Origin of the sequence: Halorubrum sp. Boch-26, assembly GCF_029889805.1 — an archaeon.
Classification (GTDB): domain Archaea; phylum Halobacteriota; class Halobacteria; order Halobacteriales; family Haloferacaceae; genus Halorubrum.
The window spans coordinates 1-14,211 of record NZ_JARANT010000023.1; the positions used below are offsets into that span (position 1 = coordinate 1).

General features: G+C 68.7%; 14 protein-coding genes and 1 pseudogene. 9 read left to right on the forward strand and 6 right to left on the reverse strand.

The window, feature by feature from the left end; genetic code table 11:
* The 3 genes and pseudogenes from OQF71_RS05175 to OQF71_RS05185 form a co-directional block, all read left to right on the forward strand.
* Positions 1 to 317, forward strand: a pseudogene (locus OQF71_RS05175) (monovalent cation/H+ antiporter subunit D family protein); the annotation flags it as partial.
* Complete coding sequence (locus OQF71_RS05180) at positions 314 to 2,422, forward strand: cation:proton antiporter (RefSeq protein ID WP_280586260.1); 2,109 nt, start codon at positions 314 to 316, stop codon at positions 2,420 to 2,422. The pseudogene OQF71_RS05175 and the gene OQF71_RS05180, both read left to right, overlap by 4 nt.
* The gene (locus OQF71_RS05185) at positions 2,419 to 4,206 is read left to right on the forward strand and encodes a Na(+)/H(+) antiporter subunit D (RefSeq protein WP_280586261.1); all 1,788 of its coding nucleotides are present in this window, start codon (positions 2,419 to 2,421) and stop codon (positions 4,204 to 4,206) included. The genes OQF71_RS05180 and OQF71_RS05185 overlap by 4 nt, the downstream gene beginning before the upstream one ends.
* Positions 4,207 to 4,290: 84 nt before the next feature.
* On the opposite strand, the gene OQF71_RS05190 is transcribed toward OQF71_RS05185, so the two are convergent.
* Both OQF71_RS05190 and OQF71_RS05195 read right to left on the reverse strand, forming a co-directional pair.
* Entirely contained in the window at positions 4,291 to 4,644 is a 354-nt protein-coding gene (locus tag OQF71_RS05190; RefSeq protein WP_280586262.1) for a MarR family transcriptional regulator, read from the reverse strand.
* Positions 4,645 to 4,747: 103 nt separating this feature from the next.
* Positions 4,748 to 5,536, reverse strand: a complete 789-nt coding sequence (locus OQF71_RS05195) for an NRDE family protein (protein WP_280586263.1) — start codon at positions 5,534 to 5,536, stop codon at positions 4,748 to 4,750.
* Between the two features lie 106 nt (positions 5,537 to 5,642).
* On the opposite strand from OQF71_RS05195, the gene OQF71_RS05200 reads away from it, so the two are divergent.
* The 4 genes from OQF71_RS05200 (at position 5,643) to OQF71_RS05215 (ending at position 8,508) form a co-directional block, all read left to right on the forward strand.
* Entirely contained in the window at positions 5,643 to 6,713 is a 1,071-nt protein-coding gene (locus OQF71_RS05200; RefSeq protein WP_280586264.1) for a glucose 1-dehydrogenase, read from the forward strand.
* On the forward strand, positions 6,700 to 7,335 hold the full coding sequence (gene gfcR, locus OQF71_RS05205; RefSeq protein WP_280586266.1) for a transcriptional regulator GfcR: 636 nt from the start codon (positions 6,700 to 6,702) through the stop codon (positions 7,333 to 7,335). The genes OQF71_RS05200 and gfcR overlap by 14 nt, the downstream gene beginning before the upstream one ends.
* 113 nt (positions 7,336 to 7,448) lie before the next feature.
* Positions 7,449 to 7,793, forward strand: coding sequence for a glutaredoxin domain-containing protein (locus OQF71_RS05210; protein WP_280586267.1), 345 nt, complete (start codon positions 7,449 to 7,451; stop codon positions 7,791 to 7,793).
* A gap of 145 nt (positions 7,794 to 7,938) precedes the next feature.
* Positions 7,939 to 8,508 (forward strand): hypothetical protein, encoded by a 570-nt coding sequence (locus OQF71_RS05215; protein WP_280586268.1) that lies wholly within the window; start codon positions 7,939 to 7,941, stop codon positions 8,506 to 8,508.
* Positions 8,509 to 8,538: 30 nt separating this feature from the next.
* On the opposite strand, the gene OQF71_RS05220 is transcribed toward OQF71_RS05215, so the two are convergent.
* Positions 8,539 to 9,780 carry a PLP-dependent aspartate aminotransferase family protein gene (locus OQF71_RS05220; protein WP_280586269.1) on the reverse strand — a complete coding sequence of 414 codons (1,242 nt, stop codon included), beginning with the start codon at positions 9,778 to 9,780 and terminating at the stop codon, positions 8,539 to 8,541.
* Between the two features lie 182 nt (positions 9,781 to 9,962).
* Between OQF71_RS05220 and OQF71_RS05225 the strand changes: the two genes are divergently transcribed.
* Positions 9,963 to 10,679, forward strand: a complete 717-nt coding sequence (locus OQF71_RS05225) for a diphthine--ammonia ligase (RefSeq protein WP_280586272.1) — start codon at positions 9,963 to 9,965, stop codon at positions 10,677 to 10,679.
* 35 nt (positions 10,680 to 10,714) lie between these two features.
* Here OQF71_RS05225 and OQF71_RS05230 read toward each other — a convergent pair whose 3' ends face one another.
* Together OQF71_RS05230 and OQF71_RS05235 are read right to left on the reverse strand one after the other, a co-directional pair.
* Positions 10,715 to 11,968: a Glu/Leu/Phe/Val dehydrogenase gene (locus OQF71_RS05230; RefSeq protein ID WP_280586273.1), complete on the reverse strand. Its 1,254-nt coding sequence runs from the start codon at positions 11,966 to 11,968 to the stop codon at positions 10,715 to 10,717.
* A 99-nt stretch (positions 11,969 to 12,067) separates the two neighbouring features.
* Entirely contained in the window at positions 12,068 to 12,967 is a 900-nt protein-coding gene (locus OQF71_RS05235; RefSeq protein WP_280586275.1) for a CoA ester lyase, read from the reverse strand.
* A gap of 108 nt (positions 12,968 to 13,075) precedes the next feature.
* Here OQF71_RS05235 and OQF71_RS05240 point away from each other — a divergent pair, with 108 nt between their 5' ends.
* Positions 13,076 to 13,558, forward strand: a complete 483-nt coding sequence (locus tag OQF71_RS05240; RefSeq protein ID WP_280586276.1) for a MaoC family dehydratase — start codon at positions 13,076 to 13,078, stop codon at positions 13,556 to 13,558.
* Positions 13,559 to 13,599: 41 nt separating this feature from the next.
* On the opposite strand, the gene cyaB is transcribed toward OQF71_RS05240, so the two are convergent.
* Positions 13,600 to 14,211 carry a class IV adenylate cyclase gene (gene cyaB, locus OQF71_RS05245; RefSeq protein ID WP_280586277.1) on the reverse strand — a complete coding sequence of 204 codons (612 nt, stop codon included), beginning with the start codon at positions 14,209 to 14,211 and terminating at the stop codon, positions 13,600 to 13,602.

Consider the following 14,211-nt stretch of genomic DNA (forward strand, 5'->3'; position numbering starts at 1 on the left):
TCGGCCGCCCCGGCGGCCACGGCGACGGCGCGGCCGGTCACGGCGATGACACGACCGGCGGGCCCGACGACGACCCCGCCGGCGTGGCCGCCGACGGCGGGCACGACGACGCCGCGGGCGACGACGCCGCGGCCGACGGTCACACGCCCGTCACGCCCGTGGAGGGCGCGCCGCGACCGTCGCTGGTTCCCGACCGGGTGCCGCCGGCGACGCTGGCGGTACTGGTTGTCACCGTACTCGTCACTATCACGCTCGGCTTCGCCGGGTTCGCGCTGTCGGAGTGGTTCGGTCCGTTCCTCACGGAGGTGTTCGCATGACTGACGCTCTCGTCTCTGACCCACGACCCCTACTGGCCGTCCTCGTCTCGTTCGTCGCGGCGTTCTTCATCGTCGCGTCGCACCGTTCGCCGAACATCCGCGAGGGGTGGACGATCGCCGCGGCGGTCGCGAAGTTCGGCATCGTCGCCTCGATGCTCCCGGCCGTCCTCGACGGGGCCGTCTTCGAGTGGTCGCTCGGGGCGTTCCTGCCCGGGGTCGAGTTCGCGCTGCGCGCCGACGCGCTCGGCATGCTGTTCGCGTTCCTCGCCAGCGGGCTGTGGATCGTCACCTCCTTCTACAGCATCGGCTACATGCGCGGGAACGACGAGACGAACCAGACGCGATACTTCGCCGCGTTCGCGGTGTCGCTGTCGGCGACGATGGGGATCGCGTTCGCGGGCAACCTCGTGACGATCTTCGTCTTCTACGAGATCCTCTCGATCGCGACGTACCCGCTCGTCGCCCACGACGAGACGGCGGAGGCGCGCTCGGCCGGCCGGAAGTACCTCGCGTACACGATGTTCGGCGGCGGCGTGCTCGTGCTCGCCGGGACCGCCCTCGTCTACCTGATCGCCGGCAACGTCTCGTTCACGGCCGGCGGGATTCAGGAGCTCGCGAACGCCGACCCCGGGCTCGCGATGCTCGCCTTCTTCCTGCTCGCGATCGGCTTCGGCGTGAAGGCGGGCATCATGCCGCTCCACCAGTGGCTCCCCGAGGCGATGGTCGCGCCGACGCCCGTCTCCGGGCTGCTCCACGCGGTCGCGGTCGTCAAGTCGGGCGCGTTCGGCGTCTCGCGGGTCGTCCTCGACGTGTTCGGTCCCGAACTCGTCTTCGACCTCTCGCTACCCTTCGGCTTCTCGGCCGGGCTCGTCCTCTCGACCATCGGGGCGATCACGCTGACGGCGGCCTCGTTCATCGCCCTGCGGAAGGACCACCTGAAACAGCGGCTCGCCTACTCGACGGTGAGCCAACTGAGCTACATCATCCTCGGGCTCGGGCTGTTCGGCTGGTACGGGCTCGTGGGCGCGCTGCTGCACATCCCGGCGCACGCGTTCATGAAGCTCACCCTGTTCTTCTGCGCGGGGAACCTCCACGTCTCGACGCACACCGACTACATCTCCGAGATGGCGGGGATCGGCAAGCGGATGCCCCTGACGATGGGGGCCTTTACGGTCGCCTCGCTCGGGATGGCGGGGATCCCGCTCCTCGCCGGGTTCGTCAGCAAGTACTACATGCTGATCGGCGGGATCCGGATGGGCGCCCAACTGACCCCGATCGCCTACTACCTCGTCGGCGCGCTGCTGCTCTCGGGCGTGTTGAACATCGCGTACTTCTGGCCGGTGATCTACACCGCCTTCTTCGAGGCCGAGGACGCCCACGACGCGAAGCCGCTCGTCGACTTCCGGATGGGCGGCGAGTCGCGGTCGACGCTGCCGGCGACCGACGGGGGCCGCGCAGCCGACGACGCGGCGACGGACGGTGGCCGCGCAGCCGACGACGCGGCGACCGACGGTGGCCGGCCCGAGGACGGAGGCGACCGCTCCGAGACCGATGAGAGAACCGACGCCGATATCGGCGACGTCGTCGATAGCGCCGAGAGCGACGTGGCGGTCGACGACGCGGGGACGCCCGACGCCCCCGACGACGCCGACATCCCCGACGCGGAGGTCGACGACCTGCCGACCGACGAGGAAGGCGTGGTCCGTCCGGACTTCAACACGAGCGACCGGGACTTCTCCGAGCCCGCCGAGCGCGTGGACACCGGCGACTACGCGGTCGACTCGCGCCCCTCTGACGCCGACGTGCCCTTCGGCGAGGGACGGGGCGACGAGGCCGAGCGCGACACCGACGAAGTCGATGCCGACGACCGCGACCCCGACGGGGATCACGACCACGCCGGCGGACCGCCCGCGGGCGGCTGGCGGCACATCGCCGGGCTCGACGTCCTCCGAGGGCGCGAGTCGTCGTGGTTCACGCTCGGGCCGATCCTCGCCGCCATGAGCCTCGCGGTGCTGCTCGGCGTGGTCCCCTACGAGATGGGCTTCCTGGAGCTGATCGAGCTCATCGTCGACACGCGGCTCCCCGAAGAGGTGATGCGGCCATGAACGCAGTACTCACCTCGATCCCGCCGTACGTCGTGCTCGCGGCGGCGGCGTTTCTCGTGCTCGGCCTCTCGCGCCGCGCCGGACACGCGGCGGCCGCGCTGGCGACGGGGTTCGTCTTCGCACAGGCGGTCCTGCTCGGCGACGGCGGCACGGGAAGCCACCTCGCGACGCAGCTGTTCGGCTTCGACGTGGTCCTGTTCAACGTCGACCAGTTCTCGCTGCTGATGGGTGTCGTCGTCGGGTTCCTCGCGACGGCGGCGGTGCTGTACGCGTACGGCACCGAGGCGCCCAAGTGGGTGACCGCGTTCGCGCTGGTGTACGTCTCCTCGACGCTGGGGACGATCTACGCCGGCGACTGGCTCACCCTGATCTTCTTCTGGGAGCTGATGGCCGTCACCAGCACCCTGCTGGTGTGGCAGTACGGCGGTGCGGCGGTGCGGGCGGGGTACCGCTACGCGCTGTTCCACGGGATCGGCGGGACGTTCTTCCTCGGCGCGGTCGTCGTCCACGGCGCGTCGATGCTCGGCACCGTCCCGGCCGCCGAGATCTTCCTCTTCTCGTCGACGACCGGGATCCACGCCTCCGCGACGCTGCTCGCGGCGATCGGCGTCGGCGTCAACTGCGGGTTCATCTTCCTGCACACGTGGCTGCCGGACACCTACCCGCGCCCGCACGTGGCGGCGTCCGTGTTCCTCTCCGTGTTCACGACGAAGACGGCGGCGTACGTGATGTACCGAACGTTCCCCGAGGGCGGCATGTGGTTAGCGTACCTCGGCGGGTTCATGGCCGTCTACGGCGCGTTCTTCGCGCTGCTCCAGTACGACCCGCGTCGGCTCCTCTCGTACCACATCCAAGCGCAGGTCGGGTACATGCTGGCCGGCTTCGGGCTCGCGACGTACGTCGGCGAGTTCGCCGTCACCGGCGGCTTCGCGCACCTGTTCAACAACGTGCTGTACAAGAGCCTGCTGTTCATGGCGGTCGGCGTCGTCGTCTACCGGACCGGCGTCGAGGACATCAGGGACATGGGCGGCCTGTGGCGGGTGATGCCGGTCACGTTCCTCGTCTACCTCGTCGGCGCGGCCTCGATTACCGCCGTGCCGGGATTCAACGGGTTTATCTCGAAGGGGATGGTGATCGACTCCGCCCACGAGCTCCACAACTTCGAGCTGCTCCTCGGCGAAGGCCTGTTGTGGTGGCTCCTGATCCTCGGTGGCGTGGGGACGTTCATGTCGTTCATCAAGCTCGGGTATTACATGTTCTTCCACGGGTCGGCGACGCTGTCGCCGAAGGACGCCACGCCGTTCCAGACCGCCGGTATGGTGCTCGCGGGCGGCGCCTGTGTCTTCTTCGGCACGCCGCTCACCTACGGCTACCTCGTCGAACTGATGCCGTTTACCGCCGCGGTCGCACCGGAACTCCATCCGTACAGCGCGAGCCACCTGACCGAGAGCGCGGCGCTGCTGGTGACCGGGTTCGTCGGCTTCTTCGCGCTGAAGCGGCCGCTCGGCTGGCTCGCCCACCGGATGCCCGACGTCGACGCGGTGACGTACCCGGCCGCGTTCTACCTCGGTCGGGGGACGATCTGGGGCGTCACCGAGCTGTGGGCCGCCGTCGACCGCGCCGTGATGCGGCTGGTCGCCGCGATCAAGCGGACCGCGATGCATCCGCGGGCGGCCGTCGCGTCGCTCGGCGTCGACGTCGAGATTCGGACGGGGATCGGCCGGAGCGTCCTGATCTTAACGCTCGTGGCCGGCGTCGCGCTGTTCGCCTTCCTGCTCGGCTGAGCGGGCTCGCGCGGAGGGAGGCGGACGTGAAGACGGCGGCGACGGCGGTCGACCTCGGATTCGATTCGACTCCGACGCGACGGCTCAGTACTCCTCGTACGCGAGGTTCATCATCCACTGCGAGAAGGCGTCGGCCTGCGCGTCGACCTCTTCCTCGCCGATGAACGGCGACAGCATATCGCCGGCCATCAGCAGTGAAAAGTCCAGATCGCGAGGCGCAGGTTCCAAGTAGTACGTGTTATGTCCGTCGTAGACGGTGTCTGTCCGTTGGATGAGCCCTGAGTCCTCTAACGCCTCCGCGATACGGCTCCCCTTGCGCGAGGAGACGTCGAGTTCCTTCCAGAAGTCGCTCTGGTGGATGCCACCGGTCTCGCGGATGAGGTCGAGGCCCTCTCGCTCGTCCTCCGACAGCTCGGCCTCGAGTTCGGACACGCTCATGATCCATTACCCGCCCGCGACTCGCTTAAAACTGGCTTTCTGCCCCGTCGAGCCTCCTCCGGGCGCGAGGGGCTCACGTCCCGGCGGCGTCCTCCCTCTCGGATTATCCGCCGCCGAACCCCGGCGGAATCGATACCGGCTCCGCGGGCGTCTCGCAGGGCGGGCCGTCGGCGTACGCGAACTCGGGAGTCTCCGCCGGGTCGACGCTCGTCCGAATCCGGGTGAACGACCGCGTCCCGAACCCGTCGCCGTGGAGGCAGGCGCCGTACTCGTGGTCCGTGAGGACGGCGCTCGCACGGTCGAGCCACGCCGACCCCGACTCGCCCGGCTCCGGAACCAGTTCGGCCGCGATGCGGCGGGCGCTGTCGACGCGCTCCGCGCCGAACTCCCGGCGGCGCTCCGGGACCGCGAACCGCTCGACGCCGTTCGTCACGCCGCCGACGTTGCCGACGACGTGGACGCCGGGGTCGAAGCGCGTGACCCCGAGCCTCCCGTCGTACGAGAGGTAGAACGCGGCGTCGGCGTCGGCGAGCACGAGGTTGAACCCGTCGTACGACCGGGCTTCGAGGTCGCGCTCGACGGTCCGCACGGCGGCCTCGGCCGAGTCGGCTTCGAGGCAGTCGCGCACGAGAAGTCCGCGCGAGCGGTCGCCCTCGCGGTCGGCGTCGAGCCAGCGGTTGGTGATCGCGACGGTGACGCCCGACTCGGAGAGGCCGATCCACGTACCGCCGGCCTCCGCGTCGCGGGGCGCGACGTACCGAACGCCGTCACCGCCGGCGGGCTCGCGGACGGCCGGCGGGTCGGCCCGCCTGTCGAGCGCCTCGTCGCGGTTGGCGGCGAGCGCGATCGGCGCGTCGCCGAACGCGCGCCACGCCAAGGTGAGTGTACACACGGGGTCTCCTCCGGGCGACGGGATGGAAAAACCCGCGGTCGGACGGGGCCTATTCTTTACTCAGAATAAAAGAAATCTTTTGGTGTCTGGCCACGTCCGTTCGGATATGAACGCGATAGCCGTATTCGAGGGGGCCGACGAACCGGTCGTGACGGAGAAGCCGCGACCGGAGCCGGCGCCCGGGGAAGCGCTCGTCCGGACGCTCCGGGTGGGCGTCGACGGCACGGACCACGAGGTCATCGCCGGCGGACACGGAGGCGCGCCCGAGGGCGAGGACCACCTCGTGTTGGGCCACGAGGCGGTCGGGGTCGTCGAGGAGCCGAACGACACGCCGTTCGAGGTCGGCGACGTCGTCGTGCCGACGGTCCGGCGCCCGCCCAACGGCGCGAACGAGTACTTTGCGCGCGGCGAGCCCGACATGGCACCGAACGGCGAGTACCACGAGCGCGGCATCGTCGGCGCGCACGGCTTCATGGCCGAGTACTTCACCAGTCCGGCGGAGTTCCTCGTCGAGATCCCGCCCGCCCTCGCCGAGTGGGGGTTCCTCGTCGAGCCGGTGTCGATCGCGGAGAAAGCGATCGAGCACGCGTACGCCAGTCGGTCGGCGTTCCACTGGGATCCGGAGTCCGCACTGGTGCTCGGAAACGGATCGCTCGGACTGCTCACGGTCGCGACGCTCGACGCCGAGTTCGAGCGGCTCTACTGTCTCGGCCGTCGGGAGCGACCGGACCCGACGATCGAAATCATCGAGTCGCTGGGCGCGACGTACGTCAACTCCAACGAGACGCCCGTCTCGTCGGCGTCGGAGGCGTACGAGCCGATGGACTTCGTCTTCGAGGCGACGGGCTACGCGCCGCACGCCTTCGAGACCATCGAGGCGCTCGCCCCGAACGGGGTCGGCGCGCTCCTCGGCGTGCCGGGCGACTGGGAGTTCGAGATCGACGGCGGACGGCTCCACCGGGAGTTCGTCCTCCACAACAAGGCGCTCGTCGGCAGCGTCAACTCCGGGTACGAGCACTTCGAGGCCGCGGTCGACTCGCTGTCGCGGCTCTCCGACGGGTTCCTCGACGACCTCGTCACCGGCGTGTACGGGCTCGACGAGTTCGAGGCCGCGTTCGCGGATGACGACACGACTATTAAAACGGCGGTCAAATTCGGTGCATATGAAGAACGTTGACGACCTGATAGACAGCGCGGCCGAGCTCGCGGAACACGGTCTCTCGAAGGGAGAGATCGCCGACGAGCTGAACGTCTCCCGGGAGACCGCCAGCTGGCTCGTCGAGCGCGCGGGAGGCGGCAACGCCGCGGCCGATACCGCGGCCGCCGGGACGACGGCCGACATCCACGTCGACTGGTCGGCGCTGGGGCGCGACTCGACGCGGCTCGGGTACGCCGCGAGCGCGATGGCCGATCTCCTCACGAAAGAGGGCGAGGAGGTCGACCTGACAGTGGGGATCGAGAAGGCCGGCGCGCCGCTCGCGACCGCGGTCGCGAGCCGACTCGACACCGACCTCGGGACGTACGCCCCGGCCAAACACCAGTGGGAAGAGGGCGACATCGACGAGCAGGGCGGCGGCTTCTCGCGCAACTTCGCGGCGATCCGCGACCGCGACTGCTACGTCGTGGACGACATCATCACCTCGGGGACGACGATGCGGGAGTCGGTCAACGCGATCCGCGAGCAGGGCGGCGAGCCCGTCGCCTGCGTCGTGCTCGTCGACAAGAAGGGGTACGACGAGATCGACGGCGTCCCGGTGTACTCGCTGGTAGACGTCGTCCGCGTCGACCGCGACGAGTAGCCCGATCGGTCCGCGATCGCGTCGCGGCATCGTCTCAGTGCCGTGTGCGATCTGGTCGCAGCGAGGTCCTGCCGTGCGGAACCCATTTGTCCCGGCGGGACGTACCGGCGCCCATGACGTTCCAGCCCGAATCCGAGGCCGATCCCGACGAGATAGAGGCGCGCGTACAGGAGACCGTCGCCGACAACGACGTGGTCCTGTTCATGAAAGGAAACCGGCTGATGCCCCAGTGCGGCTACTCGCGGCGCGCCGTCGAACTCATCGGTCAGCACGTCGAGGAGTTCGAGACCGTCGACGTGTTGCCCGCCCTCCCCCACTACCGAGAGGCGCTCGAAGCCGAGAGCGGGTGGGAGACGATCCCGCAGACGTTCGTCGACGGCGAGTTCGTCGGCGGCAGCGACGTGCTCGCGGAGTTAGAGGAACGCGGCGAGCTGGCCGCCGAACTCGGCGCCGAGTAAGCCGAAATGGCTACCGCCCGCGACGGCTCCGGATTTTAGGGGTCGAAGGGCAGCCCATATAAACCTAGGGTGCCTAGCTGCGGTAGATGCAGCCGTTGCCGCTGCCGCCGTGCCGACCGCCTCGATCCATCTCACCCACCCAACAATGACAGGCCGCGTGTTCAGACTTCATTCGACGCTCGAACTGCCACTCGAAGACGTGGAGACGTACTTCGAAGAAGACCCCGACCTCCCGCCGGAGATCGACGATATCGACATCACGCGTCGAAACAACACCCTCATTATCAAGGCCCTGTCCGACGACGAATCGATCAGCAAGTACACGCCGACCGCACAGCTGAAGGCGTCCGTCACGGAGACGCGCGTCTGGGAGGAGGAGCCGCCCCGCGCCGGCGGCCCGCAGTGGATGGACGACGAGGAGGAGGAGATCCCCTCCGAGCTCGTCGAGTTCGCCTGCTTCAAAGGCGACCGCGAGACCGTCCTCCAGAACTCCGCGCTCCAGTACCCGATGTTCCTCGTGCTCCGCGAGCTGGCGCAGCTCTCGGAGAAGGGGACGCTGACCGCGATCACCGAGGAGGACGACAAGCTCGAAGCGACGCGGATCGTCGAGGGTGAGCCGCGTCCCGCGAGCATCGAGGTCGTCGAGAGCCCGCAGGGCGCCGGCGACGGCGAGGGCGGCGTCAACTGGCGCGACAACGAGTTCATCTCGGACTGAGACCCGCCGCTCCCGCAGCGTCGACCGGTGTCAGCGGTCGGTCGATGGCGGTGTGGGACGGCGATACATCGCATCGAAACCGCGTTTTAGGTCCGAGATCAGATCTTCTATCCCTTCGATTCCGACCGAAACGCGGATGAGCGTGTCCGAGATTCCGAGCGCTTCGCGTTCGCTCGGTGAGAGCGGTTCGTGGGTCATCGCCGCCGGCAACTCGATCAGGCTCTCGACGCCGCCGACGGAGACGGCGAGCGTGAACTCCGTTAGCGCCTCGACGAACCGTTTCGCGTCGTCTATCTCTCCGGCGAGTTCGAACGAGAGGATCCCGCCGAAGCCGGACATCTGCCCGCGAGCGAGATCGTGGTCCGGGTGGCTCGGCAGGCCGGGGTAGTACACGTCGGTCACCTCCGGACGCTCGTCGAGGAACTCGGCGACGGCCATCGCGTTCGCCTCGTGCCGGTCCATACGGACGGCGAGCGTCTTCATGCCACGTAACACGAGGTAGCTGTCGAACGGGCCGCTGACGGCGCCCACGCCGACCTGCTGCAGGAACCGAATCTCTTCGGCCAGCGCGTCGTCGTCGGTGACGGCCGCCCCGGCGATGGCGTCGGAGTGGCCGTTGAGGTACTTCGTCGTGCTGTGGACGACGACGTCGGCGCCCAGTTCGAGCGGCCGTTGAAAATACGGGCTCGCGAACGTGTTGTCAACCCCGAACACAACGTCTCGGTCCGTAACGAGGTCGGCGATACCGGCGATGTCACACAGCGCGAGTTTCGGGTTCGTCGGCGACTCCATCCAGACGGCCGCGGTCTCTTCGCGGAGCGCGGCCGCCACGTTCGCCGTGTCCGTCGCGTCGACGTACGTGACGTCCACGCCGAGACGCGACTGAAACACGTCGTCGAGCATTCGACGGGTACCGGCGTACAGGTCCTCGAAGGCGACGACGTGGTCGCCCGGGGTCACGCTCGCGAGTAGCGTCGTGAAGATCGCTGCAGTGCCCGACGCGAACGCGGTGCCGTGTGAACCCCCTTCGAGCGCCGCGATTCGGGTTTCCAACGCGTGACGAGTCGGGTTCGACAGACGCCCGTAGACGAACTCACCGGCGCTCGGATCCACGTCTTCGAGCCGCATCTCGGTGTCAAGGCCGGGGAGCGCGAACGTCGACGAGAGGTGAACGGGCGAGACGACGTCGCCCGCTTCGCTGCCGTTCTCGAACGGTTCCTCTCCTTCGGTGACGGTGAGCGTGTCGAGCGTTGGCGCCGATTGGTCCTCCATACGCGAACTCCGACGTACAGTCGCTAATATATTGTTATTTTTCATTAATAATACTCGTTCGGCGGATAACTCGCAGGGATACCACCGTTCGACCGACGGAATTGCCGCGTACGGTCCGCTCCGGTCGACGCCTGTCAACTCGGACCGTGGACGCTTTAGGCGTCGCACGCTTTCGCTCTGCAATGACCGACGACTGGGTGAGCCTCTTTTCGGGCGGGAAAGACTCCTCGTGGGCGCTGTACCGCGCCGTTGAGGCCGGCCTCGACGTCTCGCGGCTCCTGACCGTCCATCCCACCGGCGACTCGTACATGTACCACACGCCGGCGACGGAGCTCGCCGGGCTCGCCGCCGAGAGCCTCGGGATCGACCTCGTCGAGGTCTCGCCGGACGACTTCGGCGCGGACGACGTCGATGACGCGGGCGCGCAGGGCGACGCCGAGCTGGAGCCGATGGAGGCGGCGCTCGGGGAGATCGCCGCGAGCGACGACGTCGACCTCGCGGGCGTCACTGCTGGTGCGGTCGAGAGCGAGTACCAGACAAGTCGCATCCGAGCGATGTGCGACCGGCTCGGAATCGATCTCTTCGCCCCGCTCTGGGGTGAGGACCCGGTCGCGCTCGCGGAGGCGATGTTCGACGCCGGCTTCGAGATCCGGATCGTGCAGGTCGCAGCCTACGGGCTCGACGAGTCGTGGCTCGGGCGGCGCTACGACGCCGATGCGCTGGGGGAGCTGCTCGACCTGCGCGAGGAGTACGGAGTCCACCCGCTGGGCGAGGGCGGCGAGTTCGAGACGTACGTCGTCGACGGCCCGCATATGGACCGACGGATCGAGTTCGAGTACGACGGGGTGTGGGAGGGCGACCGCGGCCACGTCGAGATTCGGAACGCGCGGCTGGAGTGACGGACAGAGCGGCCGAATAGTGAACGGGGAGCGAGTTACGGCCAGCTGCCGGCCTGGTCGTACGCGTCCACGACCCGGCCGATTGCAACGAGGTACGCGGCGGTACGGAGGTTACGGACATCGTGAGTTTCGTAGGCGTCAATGATCCCGTCGAACGCCTCGGTGATCACGCGCTCTAACTCCTCGTTGACCCGCGACTCCGTCCAGCTGAACCGCTGGCGGTTCTGGACCCACTCGAAATACGAGACCGTGACACCGCCGGCGTTGGCGAAGATGTCGGGAACGACGTAGACGTCCCTCTCAGCGAGCACGTCGTCGGCGTCGGGAGTGAGAGGACCGTTCGCCGCCTCGACGATCACGTCGGCGGCGACATCGGCGGCGAGGTCGCCGTCGATCGCGTTCTCCAGCGCCGCGGGCACGAGGACGTCGACGTCGAGCGTCAGCAGCTCCTCGTTCGTGATAGACGCGGCGTCGGCGTAGCCGTCGACGGCGCCCGTCTCGGACTTGTACTCTTTCGCCGCTCGCGGATCGAACCCGTCGGGGTCGTGAATTCCGCCGGAGGAGTCGGAGACGGCCACCACGTCGGCGCCGAGGTCGTCGAGGAGAGCGGCCGCGATCGACCCGGCGTTGCCGTAACCCTGAACGGCGACAGTCGCGCCCGCGAGGTCGCGGTCGAGCCAATCGAACGTCTCGCGCGCGGCGAGTGCGGTGGAGCGACCGGTCGCTTCGACGCGCCCCTCGCTGCCGCCCGAGTCGATCGCTTTCCCGGTGATGACGCCGGGGGCGGTCGTGTTCTCTAACGTCTCGTAGGTGTCTTTGATCCAGTTCATCTCCCGCTGGCCGGTGTTGACGTCCGGCGCCGGGATGTCGCGGTCCTCACCGATGAGCGGGCGGAGCTCCGTCGCGAACGCGCGCGTCAGGCGCTCCAGCTCGCTCTCCGAGTAGTCGCTCGGGTCGATCGCGATTCCACCCTTCCCGCCGCCGTAAGGGACGTCGACGACGGCGCACTTGTACGCCATCCAGCCCGACAGCGCCTTCACTTCGTCGCGGGTGACGTCCGGGTGATAGCGGATCCCGCCCTTGTACGGACCGCGGTCGCCGTTGAACTGCGATCGGTACGCGCGGACCGTCTCCAGCGTGCCGTCGTCGAGCTCGAACGTCAGGTTCGTCTCGAGCACTCGCTCGGGGTTCTTCAGTCGAGTCAGTACCCCTTCGTCTGCGTCGAGATGCGCCGCGGCGTCGTCGACCTGCTCACGGAGACTCTCGAACGGATTGGGCTGGTCAGCCATGCCTCACTCTGCAGAGGCACCGGGGTTAATTGTGACGGACCGCGGCCGGCCGCGACCGGTGACGAGGCGGAGTTGGGTCGGGACCGGGAACTGCGGTCGCTACCGCCGGTCGAGCCCGGCCGCCGCGGCCCGCTCGGCGATCCGCTCAGCCTGCGCGATCAGCGGGGCGTCGACCATCTCTCCGTCGACGCTGAACACGCCGCGACCCTCTCGGTCGGCCTCGTCGCGGGCGTCGAGCACTCGCTCGGCCCACTCGATCGCCTCGGCGTCGGGCGTGAACGCCTCGTTGATCGGGTCGACCTGCGAGGGGTGGATCGCGAGCTTCCCGTCGTAGCCGAGTCCGAGCGCGAACGCCGTCTCCTCGCGGAGCCCCTCCGTGTCGGAGAAGTCGGTGTAGACCGTGTCGAGCGCGTCGACGTCGGCCGCGCTGGCCGCGAGGACGACGTGTTCGCGGGCGTACAGCACCTCGGTCCCCTCGTCGGTGCGCGTCGCACCCACGTCGGCCGCGAGGTCCTCGGCGCCGAAGATCAGCGCGTCGGTCGCGTCCGCGTCGGCGATCTCCTCAGCGTCGAGCACGCCGCCCGCCGTCTCGACGAGCGCGAACACCGCGGGGTCGAGCCCGCGGTCGGCACACAGCGCGGCGGCGCGCTCGACGCGCTCGGCGCCCTCGACCTTCGGGAGCATAACCGCGTCGAGCCGCGGCGAGGCCTCGGCGTCGTCGGAGCCGTCTCCGCTCGCCGCCTCCGCCGTCCGCGCTCCGATCAGGGCGTCGAGGTCGGCGGCGGGATCCGTCGCCGTGAGCCGAACGCACACTTCGGCGTCGGGGGCGAAATCGGGGTCGGCGATCACGTCGCGGACGGCGGTACGGGCCTCGTCCTTCCGGCCGGGAGCGACCGCGTCTTCGAGGTCGAAGCAGACCACGTCCGCGCCCGTCGCCGGCGCCTTTCGCATGAGTTCCGGTCGGTCACCGGGGGAAAACAGGAGGCTTCGTCGGGCCATGTCGGAGACTCCCCGCCGCCGGATAAAAAGCCAAGGACGAGCGAATCTGGCGGTGCGATCGGTGCCCGGAGCGGTACCGATTTGCCGCGTCGGGTCGACGGTCGCATCATGACGGGACGCTACTACGAGGAGTTCGCGGTCGGCGAGACTATCGAGCACGCGCGACGCCGGACGGTGAGCGAGGCCGACAACCAACGGTTCTGTGACATGACGATGAACCAGCAGCCGCTCCACCTCGACGGAGACTTCGCGGAGGGGACCCAGTTCGGCGAACGCCTCGTCAACGGGCTGTACACCATGTCGCTCGCGGTCGGTGTATCGATTCCGGAAACCACGGACGGCACCATCGTCGCGAACCTCTCGTACGATAACGTCGAGCACCCGAATCCGGTGTTCCACGGCGACACCGTCCGCGCGCGGTCCACCGTCACGGACAAGCGAGAGACGAGCGACGGCGAGCGCGGCGTCGTCACGATGCACGTCGAGGCGTTCAAACTGGTCGAGGGCGGCGACGATGTCCTCGTCTGCGAGTTCGACCGGACCGCGCTCTCGAAGAAGCGACCGGACGGGGACGGGAGCGACGTGAACTGAGCTGAGCGGACGTGAGCGGCGCCAACTGAACGCCGCCCCGGCTACTCGTCGTCGCTCGCGTCCCCGTCCGCCAGCAACAGCCCGAGGTACGACGTGCGGACCTGCTCGCCCCCGTCGAGCCCGAGCCCCTCGAGGGTAGCGAGCGCGTCGTCTCTGACGGCCTCGATCGCGGACTCGTCGTCGACCGCCCGCTCGATCTCGACGAACTCGCCGAGCCCGTCGACCGCGTCGAGCGTCACGGTGTAGCCGTCGTACGCCCAGAACTCGCGACGCTTCTCGACGGTCGCCGCCGGCTCGAAGCCGAGACCGGAGAGGATACCGGCCGTGGCCTCGGGGTCGACCACCTCCGTCTCGTGTTCGGCACGGGTTTTCGACCCCTCATCGAGGAGCGGACCTTTATATGTGATTTTCGTCGTTTCGGGTTCGCTCTTCCCAGATTCTCCGCTTCTCGCGCCGGCCGACCCGACCCCGTCCGGAAGCGGTGTCTCGCGACGCATCCGGAGCGCCTCGTCCGTCTCGGCGAAGTCGCGGTGCGGCGCGTCGTAGTAGGCGTCGCGCTGGCGGCGTGCGTCGACGCGCTCGGCGCCGACCTCGCGGAGTCGGTCGCGGACCGCGCCGACGTCGGCCGGGACCTTGATCTCGACCTCGAACAT

What these genes read in the sequence shown, in the direction of transcription:
- OQF71_RS05180 (WP_280586260.1), top strand. Translation starts at nt 314, where the DNA reads ATGACTGACGCTCTCGTCTCTGACCCACGACCCCTACTGGCCGTCCTC.
- OQF71_RS05185 (WP_280586261.1), top strand. Translation starts at nt 2,419, where the DNA reads ATGAACGCAGTACTCACCTCGATCCCGCCGTACGTCGTGCTCGCGGCG.
- OQF71_RS05190 (WP_280586262.1), bottom strand. Translation starts at nt 4,644, where the DNA reads ATGAGCGTGTCCGAACTCGAGGCCGAGCTGTCGGAGGACGAGCGAGAG.
- OQF71_RS05200 (WP_280586264.1), top strand. Translation starts at nt 5,643, where the DNA reads ATGAACGCGATAGCCGTATTCGAGGGGGCCGACGAACCGGTCGTGACG.
- gfcR (WP_280586266.1), top strand. Translation starts at nt 6,700, where the DNA reads ATGAAGAACGTTGACGACCTGATAGACAGCGCGGCCGAGCTCGCGGAA.
- OQF71_RS05210 (WP_280586267.1), top strand. Translation starts at nt 7,449, where the DNA reads ATGACGTTCCAGCCCGAATCCGAGGCCGATCCCGACGAGATAGAGGCG.
- OQF71_RS05215 (WP_280586268.1), top strand. Translation starts at nt 7,939, where the DNA reads ATGACAGGCCGCGTGTTCAGACTTCATTCGACGCTCGAACTGCCACTC.
- OQF71_RS05220 (WP_280586269.1), bottom strand. Translation starts at nt 9,780, where the DNA reads ATGGAGGACCAATCGGCGCCAACGCTCGACACGCTCACCGTCACCGAA.
- OQF71_RS05225 (WP_280586272.1), top strand. Translation starts at nt 9,963, where the DNA reads ATGACCGACGACTGGGTGAGCCTCTTTTCGGGCGGGAAAGACTCCTCG.
- OQF71_RS05230 (WP_280586273.1), bottom strand. Translation starts at nt 11,968, where the DNA reads ATGGCTGACCAGCCCAATCCGTTCGAGAGTCTCCGTGAGCAGGTCGAC.
- OQF71_RS05235 (WP_280586275.1), bottom strand. Translation starts at nt 12,967, where the DNA reads ATGGCCCGACGAAGCCTCCTGTTTTCCCCCGGTGACCGACCGGAACTC.
- OQF71_RS05240 (WP_280586276.1), top strand. Translation starts at nt 13,076, where the DNA reads ATGACGGGACGCTACTACGAGGAGTTCGCGGTCGGCGAGACTATCGAG.
- cyaB (WP_280586277.1), bottom strand. Translation starts at nt 14,211, where the DNA reads ATGTTCGAGGTCGAGATCAAGGTCCCGGCCGACGTCGGCGCGGTCCGC.